Source organism: Novosphingobium sp. MD-1 (assembly GCF_001014975.1).
In the GTDB taxonomy this organism is placed as follows: domain Bacteria; phylum Pseudomonadota; class Alphaproteobacteria; order Sphingomonadales; family Sphingomonadaceae; genus Novosphingobium.
This window is the reverse complement of the sequence record NZ_BBXA01000013.1, coordinates 300,404-316,424: the sequence shown is the minus strand read 5'-3', so window position 1 is coordinate 316,424 and position 16,021 is coordinate 300,404. Positions and strand designations below refer to the sequence as shown.

Annotated in this window: 16 protein-coding genes; 7 read left to right on the top strand and 9 right to left on the bottom strand. The window is 64.4% G+C overall.

All coding sequences use genetic code 11. The features are described 5' to 3' along the window. The first annotated feature begins 119 nt into the window (after positions 1–119). A complete protein-coding gene (locus NMD1_RS01970) occupies positions 120–1,637 on the top strand; it encodes a cryptochrome/photolyase family protein (protein WP_125953393.1) in 1,518 nt (505 codons plus the stop codon). 36 nt (positions 1,638–1,673) lie between these two features. Here the strand turns inward: NMD1_RS01970 and NMD1_RS01965 are convergent, their stop codons facing one another. From NMD1_RS01965 to NMD1_RS01950, 5 genes are all read right to left on the bottom strand, one after another. Continuing rightward, complete coding sequence (locus tag NMD1_RS01965) at positions 1,674–2,387, bottom strand: SDR family NAD(P)-dependent oxidoreductase (RefSeq protein WP_125953392.1); 714 nt, start codon at positions 2,385–2,387, stop codon at positions 1,674–1,676. Continuing rightward, positions 2,384–2,512 (bottom strand): hypothetical protein, encoded by a 129-nt coding sequence (locus tag NMD1_RS21660; RefSeq protein WP_255352085.1) that lies wholly within the window; start codon positions 2,510–2,512, stop codon positions 2,384–2,386. Before NMD1_RS21660 ends, NMD1_RS01965 begins: the two co-directional genes overlap by 4 nt. A 283-nt stretch (positions 2,513–2,795) precedes the next feature. Then, positions 2,796–4,184: an MFS transporter gene (locus tag NMD1_RS01960; RefSeq protein ID WP_125953391.1), complete on the bottom strand. Its 1,389-nt coding sequence runs from the start codon at positions 4,182–4,184 to the stop codon at positions 2,796–2,798. 125 nt (positions 4,185–4,309) lie between these two features. Next, positions 4,310–5,221 carry a ketopantoate reductase family protein gene (locus tag NMD1_RS01955; RefSeq protein ID WP_233497300.1) on the bottom strand — a complete coding sequence of 304 codons (912 nt, stop codon included), beginning with the start codon at positions 5,219–5,221 and terminating at the stop codon, positions 4,310–4,312. Between the two features lie 63 nt (positions 5,222–5,284). Next, positions 5,285–6,232 carry a LysR family transcriptional regulator gene (locus NMD1_RS01950; RefSeq protein ID WP_125953389.1) on the bottom strand — a complete coding sequence of 316 codons (948 nt, stop codon included), beginning with the start codon at positions 6,230–6,232 and terminating at the stop codon, positions 5,285–5,287. A 92-nt stretch (positions 6,233–6,324) separates the two neighbouring features. On the opposite strand from NMD1_RS01950, the gene mdlC reads away from it, so the two are divergent. From mdlC to NMD1_RS01935, 3 genes are read left to right on the top strand one after another with little or no spacing between them, the layout of a single operon-like run. Continuing rightward, a complete protein-coding gene (gene mdlC / locus NMD1_RS01945; protein WP_125953388.1) occupies positions 6,325–7,881 on the top strand; it encodes a benzoylformate decarboxylase in 1,557 nt (518 codons plus the stop codon). Between the two features lie 43 nt (positions 7,882–7,924). Then, a complete protein-coding gene (locus NMD1_RS01940) occupies positions 7,925–9,271 on the top strand; it encodes an SRPBCC family protein (protein ID WP_125953387.1) in 1,347 nt (448 codons plus the stop codon). Further along, a complete protein-coding gene (locus NMD1_RS01935; protein ID WP_233497299.1) occupies positions 9,268–9,762 on the top strand; it encodes an aromatic-ring-hydroxylating dioxygenase subunit beta in 495 nt (164 codons plus the stop codon). The genes NMD1_RS01940 and NMD1_RS01935 overlap by 4 nt, the downstream gene beginning before the upstream one ends. 381 nt (positions 9,763–10,143) lie before the next feature. Here the strand turns inward: NMD1_RS01935 and NMD1_RS21320 are convergent, their stop codons facing one another. Both NMD1_RS21320 and NMD1_RS01925 read right to left on the bottom strand, forming a co-directional pair. Continuing rightward, positions 10,144–10,407 (bottom strand): hypothetical protein, encoded by a 264-nt coding sequence (locus tag NMD1_RS21320; RefSeq protein WP_199558064.1) that lies wholly within the window; start codon positions 10,405–10,407, stop codon positions 10,144–10,146. 233 nt (positions 10,408–10,640) lie between these two features. Further along, on the bottom strand, positions 10,641–10,964 hold the full coding sequence (locus NMD1_RS01925) for a low molecular weight protein tyrosine phosphatase family protein (RefSeq protein ID WP_125953384.1): 324 nt from the start codon (positions 10,962–10,964) through the stop codon (positions 10,641–10,643). Between the two features lie 300 nt (positions 10,965–11,264). Between NMD1_RS01925 and NMD1_RS01920 the strand changes: the two genes are divergently transcribed. Genes NMD1_RS01920 through prfH form a run of 3 tightly spaced genes read left to right on the top strand, consistent with a single transcriptional unit; the run spans position 11,265 to position 13,467 of the window. Beyond that, positions 11,265–11,753, top strand: a complete 489-nt coding sequence (locus NMD1_RS01920; RefSeq protein ID WP_125953383.1) for a hypothetical protein — start codon at positions 11,265–11,267, stop codon at positions 11,751–11,753. Next, positions 11,750–12,850 carry an RNA ligase RtcB family protein gene (locus NMD1_RS01915; RefSeq protein ID WP_125953382.1) on the top strand — a complete coding sequence of 367 codons (1,101 nt, stop codon included), beginning with the start codon at positions 11,750–11,752 and terminating at the stop codon, positions 12,848–12,850. The genes NMD1_RS01920 and NMD1_RS01915 overlap by 4 nt, the downstream gene beginning before the upstream one ends. Further along, positions 12,847–13,467 carry a peptide chain release factor H gene (prfH, locus tag NMD1_RS01910; protein ID WP_125953381.1) on the top strand — a complete coding sequence of 207 codons (621 nt, stop codon included), beginning with the start codon at positions 12,847–12,849 and terminating at the stop codon, positions 13,465–13,467. The genes NMD1_RS01915 and prfH overlap by 4 nt, the downstream gene beginning before the upstream one ends. Here prfH and rtcA read toward each other — a convergent pair whose 3' ends face one another. Further along, entirely contained in the window at positions 13,468–14,484 is a 1,017-nt protein-coding gene (rtcA, locus tag NMD1_RS01905) for an RNA 3'-terminal phosphate cyclase (RefSeq protein ID WP_125953380.1), read from the bottom strand. Between the two features lie 43 nt (positions 14,485–14,527). Further along, complete coding sequence (locus tag NMD1_RS01900) at positions 14,528–15,754, bottom strand: RtcB family protein (protein ID WP_125953379.1); 1,227 nt, start codon at positions 15,752–15,754, stop codon at positions 14,528–14,530. Positions 15,755–16,021: the final 267 nt, after the last annotated feature.

Below are 16,021 nucleotides of genomic sequence, written 5' to 3'. Positions count from 1 at the left end.
CGCTCACCAGCCCGACCCGCACGCGGGACTGAGTTTCTCATCCGCAGCAGGGCACGGCATCGCGCGGCTGCCCCAAAAGGCAGGATTGCAGCGCGTCCCTGCGCGGATAGCAGCTTGCCATGACACGGCTTATCCTGATTCTGGGCGATCAGTTGACGCCTTCGCTCTCATCGTTGTGCGCCGCCGATCCGGCGAGCGATATCGTGCTGATGGCCGAAGTGGCGGCGGAAACGACCTATATCCGGCACCACAAGAAGAAGATCGCCCTGGTCCTGTCGGCGATGCGCCATTTCGCCGCGGAGCTTCGCACCCTTGGCTGGAAGGTGGATTATGTCCGGCTCGACGATCCGGATAACACTGGCAGCCTGCGTGGAGAAGCCCATCGGGCCATGGCGCGGTATGGCGCCAGCAGCATCCTTGCGACCGAGCCCGGCGAATGGCGGTTGATGGAAGAGATGAGCGCCTGGGCCGAGCTGTTGCCCGATACGCGCTTTCTGGCCGACCGCCACGGATTCGTGCGCTGGGCCGAGGCGCGCAAGAGCCTGCGCATGGAACATTTCTATCGCCTGATGCGGCGCAAGACGGGGCTGTTGATGGACGGCGAGCAGCCCGCCGGAGGGCAATGGAATTTCGATCACGACAACCGCGCTCCGCCGCCGGGGGCATTGGGGCTACCCCAGCCCGCGCGCTTCGCTCCCGACGCGATCACACGGGACGTACTCGATCTGGTAGCGCGACGCTTTCCCGATCACTTCGGCGATCTTGAGCCGTTCTGGTTCGCCACGACCCGATCCGGTGCAAGGGCCGCCTTTGACCATTTCCTGCGCCACGGCCTGCGCGATTTTGGCCGGTATCAGGATGCCATGCTGAGCGGCCACCGATTTCTGTGCCACGCCGTGGTCTCGATCTACCTCAATCTGGGGTTGCTCGATCCGCTGGAAATGTGCCGGGCGGTCGAGGAAGAATGGCGCGCTGGCCGCGTGCCGCTGAACAGCGCGGAAGGTTTCATCCGGCAGATCATCGGTTGGCGTGAATTCGTGCGCGGCATTTACTGGTGGCAAGGCCCCGACTACGCGAGAGTCAACGCGCTGGATGCGCGGCGCCCGTTGCCGTGGTTCTACTGGAGCGGCGAAACACCCATGGCCTGCCTGCGCGCCTGCATCGCCCAGACCCGCGAGGAGGCCTATGCCCACCACATTCAGCGGCTGATGGTGACAGGCACGTTTGCCTTGCTCGCCGGCGTCGATCCCCACGCTTTGCACGAATGGTATCTGGCGGTCTACGCCGACGCGTTCGAATGGGTTGAGCTGCCCAACACCATTGGCATGAGCCAGTTTGCCGACGGCGGTTTGCTGGCCAGCAAACCCTATGCCGCGAGCGGTGCCTACATTCAGCGGATGAGCGACTATTGCGGCACCTGCGCCTACAACGTCAAGGCACGGGTGGGGCCACAGGCGTGCCCCTTCAACTTCCTGTATTGGCGCTTCATCGCCACCCATGCGGCCACATTACGGAGCAACGGCCGCATGGCGCAGATGGTGCGCGTATGGGACAAATTCCCGCCCGATCATCGGCGCGAATTGCTGGATCAGGCAGATGCCTTTCTGGCCGGTCCCGCGCTTGCGCCTGCCCCATAAGCCAAACAAGCTGGCTGGTCAGGCGTGCTCGCACGCTCACCATGGTATGCGTGTGCCGTCCCAAGCAAAAAAGCCGCCGCTGTCCTCCGGCGTGAGGCGGTCGATCACATCAAGCAGATGCGCGGCGGCTGTTTCCGGCGAAAACAGCTGACCCGGCGCTACACCTGACTGGAATGGTCGGGAAAGGCCGGTGGCCACGGTGCCGGGATGCAACGCCACGATGACCGCCAGGGGATGCGTCCGCCGCATCTCGATGGCGAAATTGGCAATCAGCATGTTGAGCGCGGCTTTGCTGGCGCGATAACCATGCCATCCCCCCAGCCGGTTGTCGCCAATCGAACCCACGCGCGCGGAAAGAACCGCAAACACCGCACGCCGGTCCTTGGGCAGCCTGGGCAACCAGTGTTTGGCGATGAGCGCCGGACCGATCGTGTTGACCGCGAACATCCGGGCCATGGCTTCGGGCTGTATCGCCCGCAGCGTCTTTTCAGGCATCACCGCTCCGGATTGGTCGTGAAGCAGACCGCTTGCTACCAGCACCAGATCGGGCGGTGTCTCCAGGATCGAGCAGGCATTGATGATGCTGCTTTCATCGGTCAGGTCATACAGGAAAGGGACCTGTTGCGGTCGAGGCGGCAGGGGGCGACGCGATCCCGCATGGATATGTGCGTAGCGGCCGCAAGCGGCCAAACGATCCACCAGAGCGCCGCCAACCCCGCCACCGGCGCCGAACACAACCGCGCAGGTCATCGCGCGATGCCTTCCAGAACAGGCCGCTCCCGCGCCCGCAGGACCGCGCGGTTGCGATCGCGTTCGCCGCGCCAGACCATGCTGACCATGGCCGCAGTGGCCTTGTTCGCAGGCTGATTGCGCACAGGGTTCATCCTTCCAACAAAGGCCATGTCAATCGTCCACATCGTGGTGGCCCAAATCATTCGTCTGATTGGCCCCTGCCATAGACACGAGAGCGCCTGAGACGAGCAATATGCACGACAAGTGCAAAGCGGACCTGTCTTCCCGCGCAAAGGCGCGTGCGCACCTCTTCCACGATCCGCGCGCGGCCTGCGCTGGACGATCACGTCATCCGCGTAACGGGGCGCGCGGCCGGCGAAGCGTTGCGGTTGCGCGCATCGGCCACGGCCGCAGCGCCTTGCGCGCTCATGCCGCCGCCTCTTCCGCCACGAAGTAATCGCGGCGCAGCGTGCGCGCGGCCAGCAGGAACATCGCCCCGGCGATGAAGAACACACACACCGCCGACATCAGCGCCGACCGCACGCCAGTCGCCGCCGCCGCCGCGCAGGCGTGCTGGAGGGCGTCCACGGCCTGCGCCCCCGCCTTCATCGCATGGCACTGCGTCAGATAATCCCCACCCTGGAAAGCGGAGGAGGCGAAGCGATCGCTCATCCAGCCGACGAAGGTCGGTCCACCGCCATAGCCGACCAGCGTGTAGAACATGCCGAACACGGCCGCCCCGGTCGCCCGCATCCGCGGCTCCAGCAGATTCTGGATCATGCCGATGGTGGGGCCGTAGTATAGCAGCAGGAAGCAGCCCGAAATCACCAGCAGCACGGTGCCAAGCAGGGGCGATGCGGCGCTGAACGCGATCCAGTAAAAGAACGGCGCAATGAACAGGCCGATCGCAGCGCCCCACGCCGGCCAGCGCCCATCGCCCCGCCGTGCGAGCCAATCGGTGCCGAACGAGCCGATAAGCAGGCCGCTGCCCAGTGCCAGCGCCGAGATCGTGCCATAGAGCGCGCCCGCAGACCGCGCCGGCAGATCGTAAACCCGGCTGAGATAGACGGCGAGGAATTGCGAGATCGAACTCATGCCGAAGCCGGCAAGCGCCCCGCCCGCGATGACGAACATCAACGCTGGCTTGCTGGCCACCACTTTCAGGAACGCCCGGAAATCGGGCGCCGGCGTCTTCACCGGCGGCATGTTGTCCGCCAGCCCCCGGCGCGGTTCGCGCACCAGCAGGATGAACAACAGGCCGATCACCACGCCCGGCAGTCCCATCACGATGAAGGCCGCGCGCCATCCCCAAAGGCCCGTCACGGCACCGCCGACCGAGGCGCCGATAAAGCTGCCGATCGGCGATCCCAGCAGGATCAGGCCCATCACCGATGCCCGGCGTTCGCGCGGGAAAAGGTCGCCCACCAGCGATGACGTGGCCGGTTGCGATCCGGCCTCGCCCATGCCCACGCCCACACGGCACAGCATCATCTGCGCGAAATTGCCCACTGCCGAACAGGCCATCGTCATGGTCGACCAGAACAGGATCGCGGCGGTGATGATCCGCACGCGCGACATGCGTTCGGCCAGCCGGCCGATCGGCACGCCCAGCACCGCGTAAAGCAGCGCGAACGCCAGCCCCTGAAGAATGCCGAGCTGGAAATCGGTCAATTGCAGATCGACCTTGATCTGCTGCGCGGTGACGGCAAACACCGACCGATCGGCGAAATTGAACGTCGCGACCAGGAAGCTCATGGTGATGAAAGTGCGACGATAGCCCGTCGACAACATCCGTTCGTCATCACCTGTCCGCATTGCTCTCCTCCGGGCGGCGCTTTACCGCTTTCGCTTGTCCGCACCCGTACCGTCTGCCGGCACGCCGTTTGTGCCCCCGTGTGTGGCGGATGGTTGGTGATTTATCAATACGATTTGCAAAAAAGTCAGACCGGCTCGTTCAGCCTCACCAGATCCGCCAGCGTGGCAGTGACGGGCACCTCCACCCCCAGACGTTCCGCTTCGCGCGCAACGGCACCGTTGATCGCCTCGATCTCGGTCCGGCGGCCCGCCAGTCGGTCCTGCAGCATGGATGCCTTGTGCTGGCGATGATGCTTCAGCGCGAAATCGATCTTGCCCTCGATCCGCGCGATATCGATCGACAGGCCCTTTGCCGCCGCCGTCGCCGCCACTTCCCGCGCGATGGCAAAGGCCACCCGTCGGCCGGCCGGGGTATCCATGCCGCCCACGGTCAGCCCCGTGACGGTCGCGATCGAATTGAGCGCCGCATTGAACGCAACCTTTTCCCAGACGCCGCCTTCGATCGCGGCATCGTGGTGGGCATCGATGCCCGCGCCACGCAGCAGGGCCACGGCCGCTTTCGCGCCGTCATCGCCCGGGGGCCGGTAACTGCCCAGCCTGACGGTACCGTGGCCGTGCGAGGAGACGCGGGTGGGCGCTTCCAGATCGGCGGGCATATCGGTCACGCCCATCAGCACCTGTTCCGCAGGGAAAACCTCCGCGATCGCCTCGGCATTGCCGATGCCGTTTTGCAACGTCAGCGCTAAGGCAGACGCCTGCACCAGGTGCGCTACCGACGCGATGGCAGAGCCGCTGTGCATGGACTTGGTGAACAGCAGCACCAGATCGACCGGCCCCGCCACATCCGCTGCCAGCTTCGCCTTTATGGGGATTCGCCGCTCGCCGTCATCGTCGGCCAGCGTGATGCCATCGCGGGCCAGCGATTCCAGACGCGCGCGGTCCACGTCAACAAGCGTTACGGAAACACCCGATTCCGCCAGCTTGGCCGCGAACAGGCAGCCCATCGCGCCGGCGCCGACGATCACCACTTCGCGCATCCGCATTCTCCCGCATCATTCGCCCGCGCGCCCGGGGGGGCGGGCTGCGGCAATCGTAGCCAGCTAACCAGTGGCTCCCGATCTCGCAAGCGGCGTCGCCCCGCCCTTCACCACGCCCTGCGCCAGCGGCAGCAGTTCGAACAAGCGCCGCGCAGCCGGAACCACGCTACCCCGCCGGCGCGTGTAGACATAGAAACGGCGCTCGATTTCCAGGGCCTTCACCCGGACCGGCAAGATGGCGCCCCGCTGCAATTCAGCATGGAGCAAGGGCATCGGCAACCAGCCCAGCAGGGAACTGGCGGCAACGGTCGCCAGCATGGTGCCGATCGAACCGGTTTCGACCGCCACGTCGGGCAACGCTTCGCCCTGCGCGGTGACGAGGCGGTGAAACAGCATGCGCGGCGTGCTGCCGATCTCCGGCATGGTCCAACGCTGCCCCAGCGCCGCACTCAATGGCACCTCCTTCACCCCGGCCAGCGGATGCCGCGCCGCTGCGAAGGCGGTGTAGCTATCGGTGTAGGCCAATTCCGCCATCGGCCAGATGTCGGGATGCGGCGCGAGTTCCGGGGCAATCGCCACGTCGATCTCCCGTCCAGCCAGCGCCTGGACCAGCCGGTCTTCGGGCGCGTCCAGCAAGTCGATGTGCAGGCCCGGCGCCATGTCCAGCAGGGCCGCGATCATGCCGGGCAGCATGGTGCGCGCAACGGCCACCACCGCGCCCACACGCAGCCGTCCGCGCCCCAGGCCACGCAGGGCGTCGAGCGCATCGGTTGCCTGTTCCATCTCGAACAGCAGCAGGCGGGCGTGCGGAATCAGCGTTTCCCCGGCCGCGGTCGGCGCCATCCCCTTGCTGTGCCGATCGAACAGCGGCTGGCCGAAGCGCCGTTCCATCTCGCCAATCAGGCGGCTGAGAGCCGGCTGCGTCATGAGGGCCGCTTCGGCCGCCCGTCCCAGGCTGCCCCGGTCGACCACGGCGAGGAATGCCCGCAATTCTCGCTGATCAAAAGCCATGCATAATCTTTATGACTTTTGCAAAATTCCGCAATGGCGGCGGTTGCCTTGTCGGCCGATAAGACGGGCGAAGAACGGGGAACAGCAAGATCATGCACACGGTTCGCGATGCAACGCTTTCGCTGCTACGCACGCTGGGCATGGCCACGGTGTTCGGCAATCCGGGGTCGACCGAGCTGCCGATGTTCCGGGATTTTCCTGAGGACTTCCGCTATATCCTGGGGCTGCAGGAATCGATCGTGATGGGCATGGCCGATGGCTTTGCCCAGGCGACCGGCAATGCCGCGCTGGTCAACCTGCACTCGGCGGCCGGCGTGGGCCATTCGCTCGGCAACCTGTTCACAGCGTTCAAGAACCAGACCCCGCTGGTGGTGACGGCAGGGCAGCAGGCACGATCGATCCTGCCGTTCGAACCGTTCCTCTTCGCCGAACGCCCCACCGAATTTCCGCGCCCTTACGTGAAATGGGCGGTCGAGCCCGCGCGCGCGCAGGATGTGCCGGCCGCGATCGCGCGCGCCTATTACGTCGCGATGGAGCCGCCGTGCGGCCCCACGTTCGTTTCTGTACCGGTGGATGACTGGGACCAGCCCTGCGATCCGATCGCGCCGCGCCGCGTGGTCGCTCGCAATCCCGGCGACCCGCTGCTGCTGGACGAGATCGCCGGCGTGCTGGCGCGGGCAAACGCCCCGGCCTTCGTGCTGGGTGCTGGCATCGCGCGCGATGGCGCGTGGCAGGAAGCGATCGCGCTGGCGGAACGCCATTCGGCCAAGGTCTGGGCCGCGCCGTTCGCCGCGCGCGAGGTCTTTCCCGAGCGGCATCCCCTGTTCGCGGGCTTTCTCAACCCGGGCCGGGAAGCAATCGTCCACGACCTTTCGGGGCACGATCTTATCCTGGTCGTGGGCGGCCCCTTGTCGCTTTACCACACCGAGGGGTTTGGACCGCACCTGCCGGAAGGCGCGCAACTCTACCACATCGTCGATTCCATCGCGGTGGCTAGCTGGGCGCCCGATGGCGCGGCCGTGATCGCCGATGCCAAAAGCGCATTGGCGCGGCTGCTGGGAGGCCCGGCGCCGAAGGCACGCACGCGGCCGGCCGGCCGCGAAATTCCCGCGCCGCTCGCGGCCTCCGGGCTGACCGACGCTTACCTGCTCCAGCAGATCGCCCGCCTGCGGCCGGCCGGGTCGGTGATCGTGGAGGAAGCGCCATCCAGCCGTGGCGCCATGCACGATCATCTCCCGATCCTGGATGCGGGCGGCTTCTTCACCTGCGCCAGCGGGGGGCTTGGCCACGGACTGCCAGCCTCGATCGGTGTCGCGCTGGGTCGCCCCGATGCCAAGGTCATCGCCATTCTGGGCGATGGATCGAGCATGTATGCCATTCAAGGGCTGTGGTCGGCCGCGCAACTGGGCCTGCCGATCAGCTTCGTGATCGTGAACAACCGGCGCTACGAGGCGCTGATCAACTTCGGCCGCCACTTCGGCTTGCAGCAGACGCTGGGGACGGCGCTCGACGATATCGACTTCTGCGCGCTTGCCCGGGGCCAGGGCGTTTCGGCCACGCGCGTCGATACGTTAGAAGCGCTTGACGGCGCGCTTGCCGCTTCCTTCGCGGCACGAGGGCCAACGCTGGTCGAAGTGCTGGTCGATTGACGGGAACTGCCATGAGCGGGACACCATGAACGGGACAAGGACAATGTTCACCGGACGCCTTTCGGACCTGATCGACGACCGCCCCGACGAAGGCATCTTCCGCGTCAGCCGGGCGATCTTCGACGATCCCGGCGTGTTCGATCTGGAAATGCGGCGGATCTTCGAAAGCGGATGGGTGTTCCTCGGCATCGCCGATCAGGCGCGCGATCCGCACGACTTCTTCACCACCGATATCGGCCGCGTGCCCGTGCTGGTCAGCCGCGATGGGAGTGGCGCGCTCGGGGCCTTCGTCAATTCCTGCCCGCATCGCGGATCGCGCGTGGCGCAGACGCTGGCCGGCAATGCGCGCCTGCACGTGTGCCCTTACCACAGCTGGAGCTTCGACAGCGCGGGCCGCAACAAGAGCGTGAAACTGAAGCGCGCCGGCTGCTATGCCGAGAGCTTCGATGCGCAGAGCCACGACCTGCCCGCCCTGCCCGCGTTCGGCGAATATCGCGGCTTCCTGTTCGGCAGCCTCGATGCCGACGTGCCGCCGCTCGAAACGCATCTGGGCGAAGCGGCGAAGCTGCTGGACCTCGTTGCCGACCAGGGCCCGGATGGCTTCGAACTGGTGCCGGGCGCCGTCACCTTCACGTTCCAGGCCAACTGGAAGCTGCAGCTCGAAAACTGCTCCGACGCCTATCACTTCACCTCGACGCACCCTTCCTACATCCGCATCCTCGAACAGCGGCAGACCGCCAACACCGGCGTCGCGGTGAAATCGGTGTGGGAAAGCAGCGATTACTGGCGCGAGGACGCGCAGGGCGTGGCTGGCGGCAGCTTCAGCTTCCCGCACGGCCACGTGCTGAACTGGGGCATTTTCGGCGTGACCGAGGCGCTGCCGCTGTTCGAACAGGCCGAAGCGCTGGCCGAACGCCACGGCGCCGCCAAGCGCGACTGGATGTTCAACATGCGCAACCTGTCGATCTTCCCCAACCTGCAGATCGCCGAAAACGCATCGAGCCAGTTGCGCGTCATCCGCCCGCTGGCACCCGACCTCACCGAAATGCGCACCTGGTGCATCGCCCCCAAGGGCGAAAGCGCGCAGGCGCGGCGCCAGCGGATCCGCCAGTACGAGGATTTCTTCAACCCCAGCGGCATGGCCACGCCCGACGACACCGTAAGCTACGAGAACTGCCAGCGCGGCTTCGCCAGCCGCGTCGAGCCCTGGCTGCAAGGCTATTCCCGGGGCACCACCGCCAGCAAGGCCGGGGGCAACCCCTTCTCGGACCTGATCGACATGAAGCCCGCGCGCAGCGTGCTGGCCGATGCGCAGCTTGGCGACGAGACGCTGTTCCAGAGCTACTATCGCGAATGGGCGCGCCGCATGGCGGGAGTGATCGGCCAATGACCCTGTCGCTGAAAGATGCCGAAGCGATCCTCTATCGCGAAGCGGAATGCCTGGATGAAAGCCGCTGGGACGATTGGCTGGATCTCTATGCGGAAGATGCCTGCTTCTGGATCCCGGCGTGGAAGAACGAGACCGAGACAACCACCGATCCCGATACGGAACTCTCGCTGATCTATTACAAAGGGCGCAACAACCTGGCCGATCGCGTCTGGCGGGTGCGCTCCGGGCAATCGGTGGCCTCCACTCCGCGCATCCGAGCCGTCCACCTGATAACCAACGTCAGGCTGGTGAGGGCCGACGAAGCGAGCGCGCAAGTCGCGTCGAATTTCGCGGTCAATCTGTTCGACAAGCGATCAGGCCGGACGCATACCTTTTTCGGGCACTACCGGCACGCGTTGCGGCGCGAAGGCGAGCGCTGGCTGATCGCTGGCAAGACGATCGTGCTGCTCAACGATACCATCCCCACCGTGCTGGACTTCTACTGCCTCTGATAGAGGATGTTTGACCCTGTCCCTGGAAATGCCTCCAGCGGGAATGAGAGGAATCTCGCAAAATCGAAGCTGCGCGCAGCTGGAGGTTTTGCATGAAGAAGTCGAAGTTCACAGCGGAGCAGATCGCGTTTGCGCTGCACCAGGCAGAAGTGGGAACGCCGGTCGCCGAGGCCAGGAAGGGAACGACAGGGGTTGGTCGGGTTCGTCCAGTCCGCCGCGGTGGGAATTACCGCCTTCAAAGGGGACGTTGCACGGCCTGGGGGCCGGCCACCAAACCGCTCCTTCGTTCATCTTCTGGGGAGAGGCGGCAAGCGGCGGCTTACAACGACGCCCAAGCATCGCCGCTCGGCGCCAATGGCGGGGCAGCGGACGCTTCGCTGCCTAATCCGGCAAATTCTGCCCCAGCAAAACCACCTCGCTGCCATCTGCGACCAATGCGTTGCCGTCAAAAGTTCTCAGCCCGAAAATGGGATCGCCTTGTGGGTCATGAATATGTGCCTCGGCTTGAACGAGAATGCTTGGCAGATCGCCGTCTTCGCCGCGCCACAAAGCGTATTGCGGGATCAAAACGTCAAGAGCGCTAGGCTGCGCCCCTTCCGACGATTGCTGGCAGAAAACCGCGTTACCTTGGTCAACGTCATCCATTTTCGCGGATCGCCCTGCCAGAAAGCCTTGGGTTGGGAGCGATGGCCAATTCATGAGGCTATGAATTGCGCAAAAAACGAATGGCCGCAATGTTATCGTGTCCGCCAAGCCAGGTTTTTGCGCGGGAATGGCGATAGCCGCCGCCAGCGTGCCGGCGTCACGCTCCGCCTCTAAAGTAGACGTTCAGTGCCTCCGGTGGCTCAACCCAAACTTGTCGTTCATTCATAAAATGCTCAGGGCAGATGGCGCGCCATGCGTGTCTTGAGCAGTTCGACGAGTTCAGGTTGCATGAAGGCATAATCGTCGGGGATATCCAGACAGATAATCCGTTGCCCGCGCAGGGCCTTGCGGAATCGTCGTTGCAGTTTGGCGCGATGCTGCTTTTCCATCACCACGATGATGTCGGCCCATGACACCAGTTCAGCGGTCAGTGGGTTTTCAGCATCGTGGTTGGTGCCCGCAGAAGAGACCTCCAATCCCGGATAATGGGCGAAAACTTGTTCGGCTGTAGGGCTGCGCAGGCGATTCTGGCTGCAAATGAACAGTATGGTTTTCAAGCAACGCCTCTGGCGAAAATCTGCGGATGTTTTTGAGCGCCTTGCCGAAAAGGTCAATCTGAACTACCGGCCCGTTCAGCCAAATCCGGCCTGTTCTTAAACCGAGGAAAGGAGAAGACCATGCGCGCAGCATTCGCACGCCACAAATGCCACTTCTTATTTCCCTGTGTTCAGGAACAGATTGCATGGGCAATTCTCTCACGGGCGACGCGTCTCGCCTGATTGCTTTCCGCGGCCTTCGCGCCGCTGATTTTTCCAAATTTTTCGTCCTCGCTGCTCCTCTCTTTGGGGAGGTGCATCATGCGCGATGACATGTTCAAGGTGATTGTCGAACGCCCTCGCTGGGGCGCACGGCACGCTGCCTCGCCCAAACTGAAAAGGATGCCTCACGCCGACACGAAGCATATCGGGCTCAAGCGCCATGTTCGCATCGGTGCGCCCTACACCAAGATGCTCAATGAAAACCTTGCCCCGCTGCTGCGCTACTTGCGCCGCCAGCGCGGGCGCTATTGGGACGCCGTCTTCAGCGAGATTTGCGCCAGCCTCGACACGGGCAGCACCGTCAAAATGCACGTGCGCCAGCATATTGAGGACTTCGTTCTGACGCGTATCTCGATCGGGCGTGGCGGCGAGTGGATGTTCGAGGGGCAGGTTCTTGGCCGCAAGGGCCAGTGGTTCCGCCGACGGGAGCTGTTTGTTGATCCACGAGACGGCATCCTCAAGGATATGAAGCAACTTGAGACATGGCTGGCCGCCGGACAGATCCACGGCAAGGGAGGCCTGCGATGAGCGACATAACTCTGATCGCCGCCGATCCCTCGCGTTTCGACCCTCTAGCGCTGGACCAGCTTGATGCCAGCGCACGCTATGGCGGCATGGCGCGCGTCGTCGGACTGCCCGATCTCCATGCCGGCAATGGCATCGCGGTGGGCGCGGCTTTTTGGTCTCCTACCCACATCTGGCCCCATTTGGTGGGCAGCGACATCGGCTGTGGCATGGCGCTGTGGGAGACGGACTTGCCTTTGCGCAAGTTTCGGCTCGGCGCGGTAGAGCGCAAGTTGCACGGACTGGATGGGCCTTGGGCGGGCGATGGCGCCGCGGCTCTGGTCGAGGCCGGATTGCCGCCCAGTTTGGTCAGTCCTGCGCTGGGTACCATCGGCGGGGGCAACCACTTCGTCGAATTCCAGCGCATTGAGGCGGTAGCAAATGAGGAGCGCTTTGCTGCATTGGGCTTGGCGCAGGATCGGGTGTGGATGATGGTCCACAGCGGATCGCGTGGGCTGGGGCAGGCTGTCTTGCAGGCGCATCGCCAGCCTGACATCAGCCAAGGCATCCCGGCTAATAGCTCGCAAGCCCAAGCCTATCTGTCCGACCACGATGCGGCCTTGGGCTGGGCCACCCTCAACCGCCAGATCATCGCTGTGCGCTTTTGCGATAGCCTTGGCCTTGATGGTCGCTGTGTGCTGGACATCTGCCACAACAGCGTCACCCCGCATCAAGGCGGGTGGCTGCATCGCAAGGGGGCCGCCCCCGCTGACAAGGGGCTGGTGACCATCCCCGGCTCGCGCGGGGATTTCAGCTATCTGGCCGAGCCCATTGTCGATGGCGCGGATCATGCCCTCCATTCGCTGGCCCACGGCGCGGGGCGTAAGTGGAGTCGCAAGGATGCCCACGCCCGCTTGTCCCGCCGCTTCAAGGTGGCCGATATGCAGCGTACGAGCCTTGGCAGCCATGTGATCTGCGAAGACCGCCGCCTGATTTTCGAGGAAGCGCCCGATGCGTACAAGGACATTGGCATGGTCATCACGGATCTGGAACAGGCAGGGCTGATCCGCGTCATTGCCAAGCTGCGCCCCCTTCTCAGCTACAAGACGAGGGCAGCATGAGCGAGGTGATCCTGCACATCACGGCGGGCAAAGGTCCGCAGGAATGCCGTTGGGTGGTGGCACAATTGGCACGTGCTTTTGCGCGTGAGGCAAAGGGCATCGGGCTGGAATGCGAGTTGCTCGATGGGGCGGAAGATTTGTCGCCCTCGATCCTGCTGCGCATCGTGGGCGATGGGGCCTCACCCTTTGCCGCCCAACGCATTGGCACCAACCTGTGGATCGGCAACAGCCCCTTTCGCCCGACACACAAGCGGCGCAACTGGTTCGTGGGCGTGGCTCTGGCGCCGGAGCCCGAAACCATCAGCGACCTGCGAGAGGACGATATCGAATATCAGGCAATGCGCGCCAGCGGGCCGGGTGGCCAGCACGTCAACAAGACCGACAGCGCGGTGCGGGCCACCCATCGGCCAACGGGTCTTGTCGCCACAGCGCAGGAACAGCGATCCCAGCACGCGAACCGCAAGCTGGCGCGGCTGAAACTGGCGATCATGCTGGACGAGCGGCGCGGACAGGCCAAAGATGATGCGCGCCGATCCCAGTGGCAGGCCCATCAAGAGCTTGAACGCGGCAATGCGGTCAGGGCCTACACCGGAAGCAAATTTGTGCTGAAAGCATAATCACCCGATGGAGAACAGATGCTCGCCATCGCCCTGCCTTGTCAGTTCGATCCGCCGCCCCGTGAAGCGCCTGGCGATGTCGATAGCCGTGCGCGTATGCTGGCTGGGTTTCACGGTCGTGAAAGCGCCACCACTTGCCAGCACGAAAGGCAGGACCAATTGGTCAGCGAGATACGGTCCTGCAAATGCCGAGGTCGCGATGTAGCCTTTCATGCGCGCAGCGGCAGTCTTCGCCAGGCTTTCCGCAGGGACGCCAAGCTGGCCGAAACCGCTCACGACTTCGGTGACGTTGGCGTAACGCGCCTCCAACATCAGGATCACGCCCGGCCCCTGTTCAGCCGGGAGTTCGCGCACCACAAAGGCGTCGTCGGACCAAGCGGCCAGGTCGCGCCTGGCGCGCGCCAACATGCGTTCGGCGATCTCGGACGGCAGACCTGTGTAAACCGCGTGTCCGGCAACACCCAGTTGCTCGCCGCGCGTGGTGCAATCTATGGGGACCAATGGCGCCGGGACTATGTCGACCTCGATCCGTCCACCGCCGCGCGGATAGAAGCCGTGCCGGACGAGCCGTGCGGAAACGGTCGGTCCCATGCGGTTGATGACCGGGAGAAAAGTCCGCTCGATGAAGTCGAACGGTGGCGCCAGCATGTTGTGCGTGCCGCCTTCGAGGACAAGGCGCGACGGACCGTCAGCAAGAATGAGCGGCATCAGAATGGTCTGGAGTACAAGGCCGGTCGATCCTGCCGTGCCAACGGCGAACAGATACTCGCCGGGGACCGCCCGGCCGGGGCGGAATTCCAGCTCGGACCCGCCGACGGCGAGGCCGGCGCATTCCGAACCCGAAATCACGCACGCGGCTTCCACCGCGGTCACATGCTGCCGCATGAGGCCGGGCTTCGAGCGGTTTGCACGAATGTTGCTGATGCGGAACGGCTCGCCGGTTACGAGCGACAGCGCACATGAATTGCGCACCATCTGCCCGCCGCCTTCGCCTTCCGATCCGTCGATTGTGATCATGGTACTTTCATTCGATGGGGCAGGTCGCCCGCGTGAAGGGGGATTACCCCTTCACGCAGACCACCTGCTTCAGCGTATGAACGATCTCCACCAGATCGGCCTGTGCGGCCATCACGGCTTCGATCGGCTTGTAGGCCTTGGGCGTTTCATCGATGACGCCCACGTCCTTGCGGCATTCGACACCTTCGGTATCGCGGACATGTTCATCGAGCGTAACGAGGCGCTTGGCCTCGTTGCGGCTCATGACGCGTCCGGCCCCGTGAGAGCAGCTGTCGAAGCTCTCCGGGTTACCCAGCCCGCGCACGATGAACGACTTTGCGCCCATCGAGCCCGGGATGATGCCCAGCGTTCCCTTGGCCGCGCGCACCGCTCCCTTGCGGGTGATGAGCACGTTCTCGCCGAAGTGGTTCTCGCGTGTCACATAGTTGTGATGGCAGTTCACCGCTTCCAGCTCGGCCTCGAAGGGCTTGGCGATCTGGCCCCGAAGCGCGGCGATGACGTTGGCCATCATCATGCGCCGGTTCAAGGCCGCAAAGTCCTGCGCCCAGCCGACCGCCTCGACATAGTCGTCGAAGTGATCGGTCCCTTCCGGGAAGTAGGCAAGGTCCTCATCGGGCAGGTTGATATGCCACTTGCGCATGTCCTGCTTGGCCAGTTCGATGAAGAACGAGCCGATGGCATTACCCACGCCGCGCGAACCCGAATGCAGCATTACCCAGACGCGCGCCTCCTGATCGAGACACAGCTCGATGAAGTGGTTTCCCGTGCCGAGCGTGCCGAGGTGCACCAGGTTGTTGGTGTTCTTCAGCCGCGGGAACTTGTCGCAGATCCGCTCGAACCGAGCGACAAGCGTGGCCCAGGCCTCGACAATCGCCGGGGGCGGCGAACCCCAGGAACCCTTGTCGCGCTTGCCGCGCCCGACATCGCGCCCATGTGGCACCGCCTGCTCGATCGCCGAGCGAATACCCTCCAGGTTGTCCGGAAGGTCATGCGCCATCAGCGAGGTGCGTGCGGCCATCATGCCGCAGCCGATGTCCACGCCCACAGCCGCCGGGATCACCGCGCCCTTGGTGGGGATTACCGATCCCACGGTGGCGCCGATCCCCACATGCACGTCGGGCATGGCCGCGACATGCTTGAAGATGAACGGCATCTTCGCCGCGCGCGAAAGCTGGTCGCGCGCCTTGTCGTCCACGGGGACGCCGCGCGTCCACATCTTGATCGGCACGCCGCCCTGCACGGCCTGAAACTCGAACGTCGTATCGGCCATGAACGGCCTCCTTTGCTTGCATCATGGTGCCGGCGACGAAGTTTGGCGAGACATTACCCGGCCCTCAGCCGGGTGGAGGAGTCGAACCTCCTAGCCCGATGTAGTCCCGCCGGCATTCGCCAGCATTGAAAGTGTTCACGGCGACGAGGTGTGGGAAAGACATGCCCCCGAAGGGGCGCCGCTCTAACCGCTGAGCTACAGGCCCGCACATGGTGGACCCGGCGGGATTCGAACCCGCGACCGGCATCGTCACAAGATGTAGTCCTT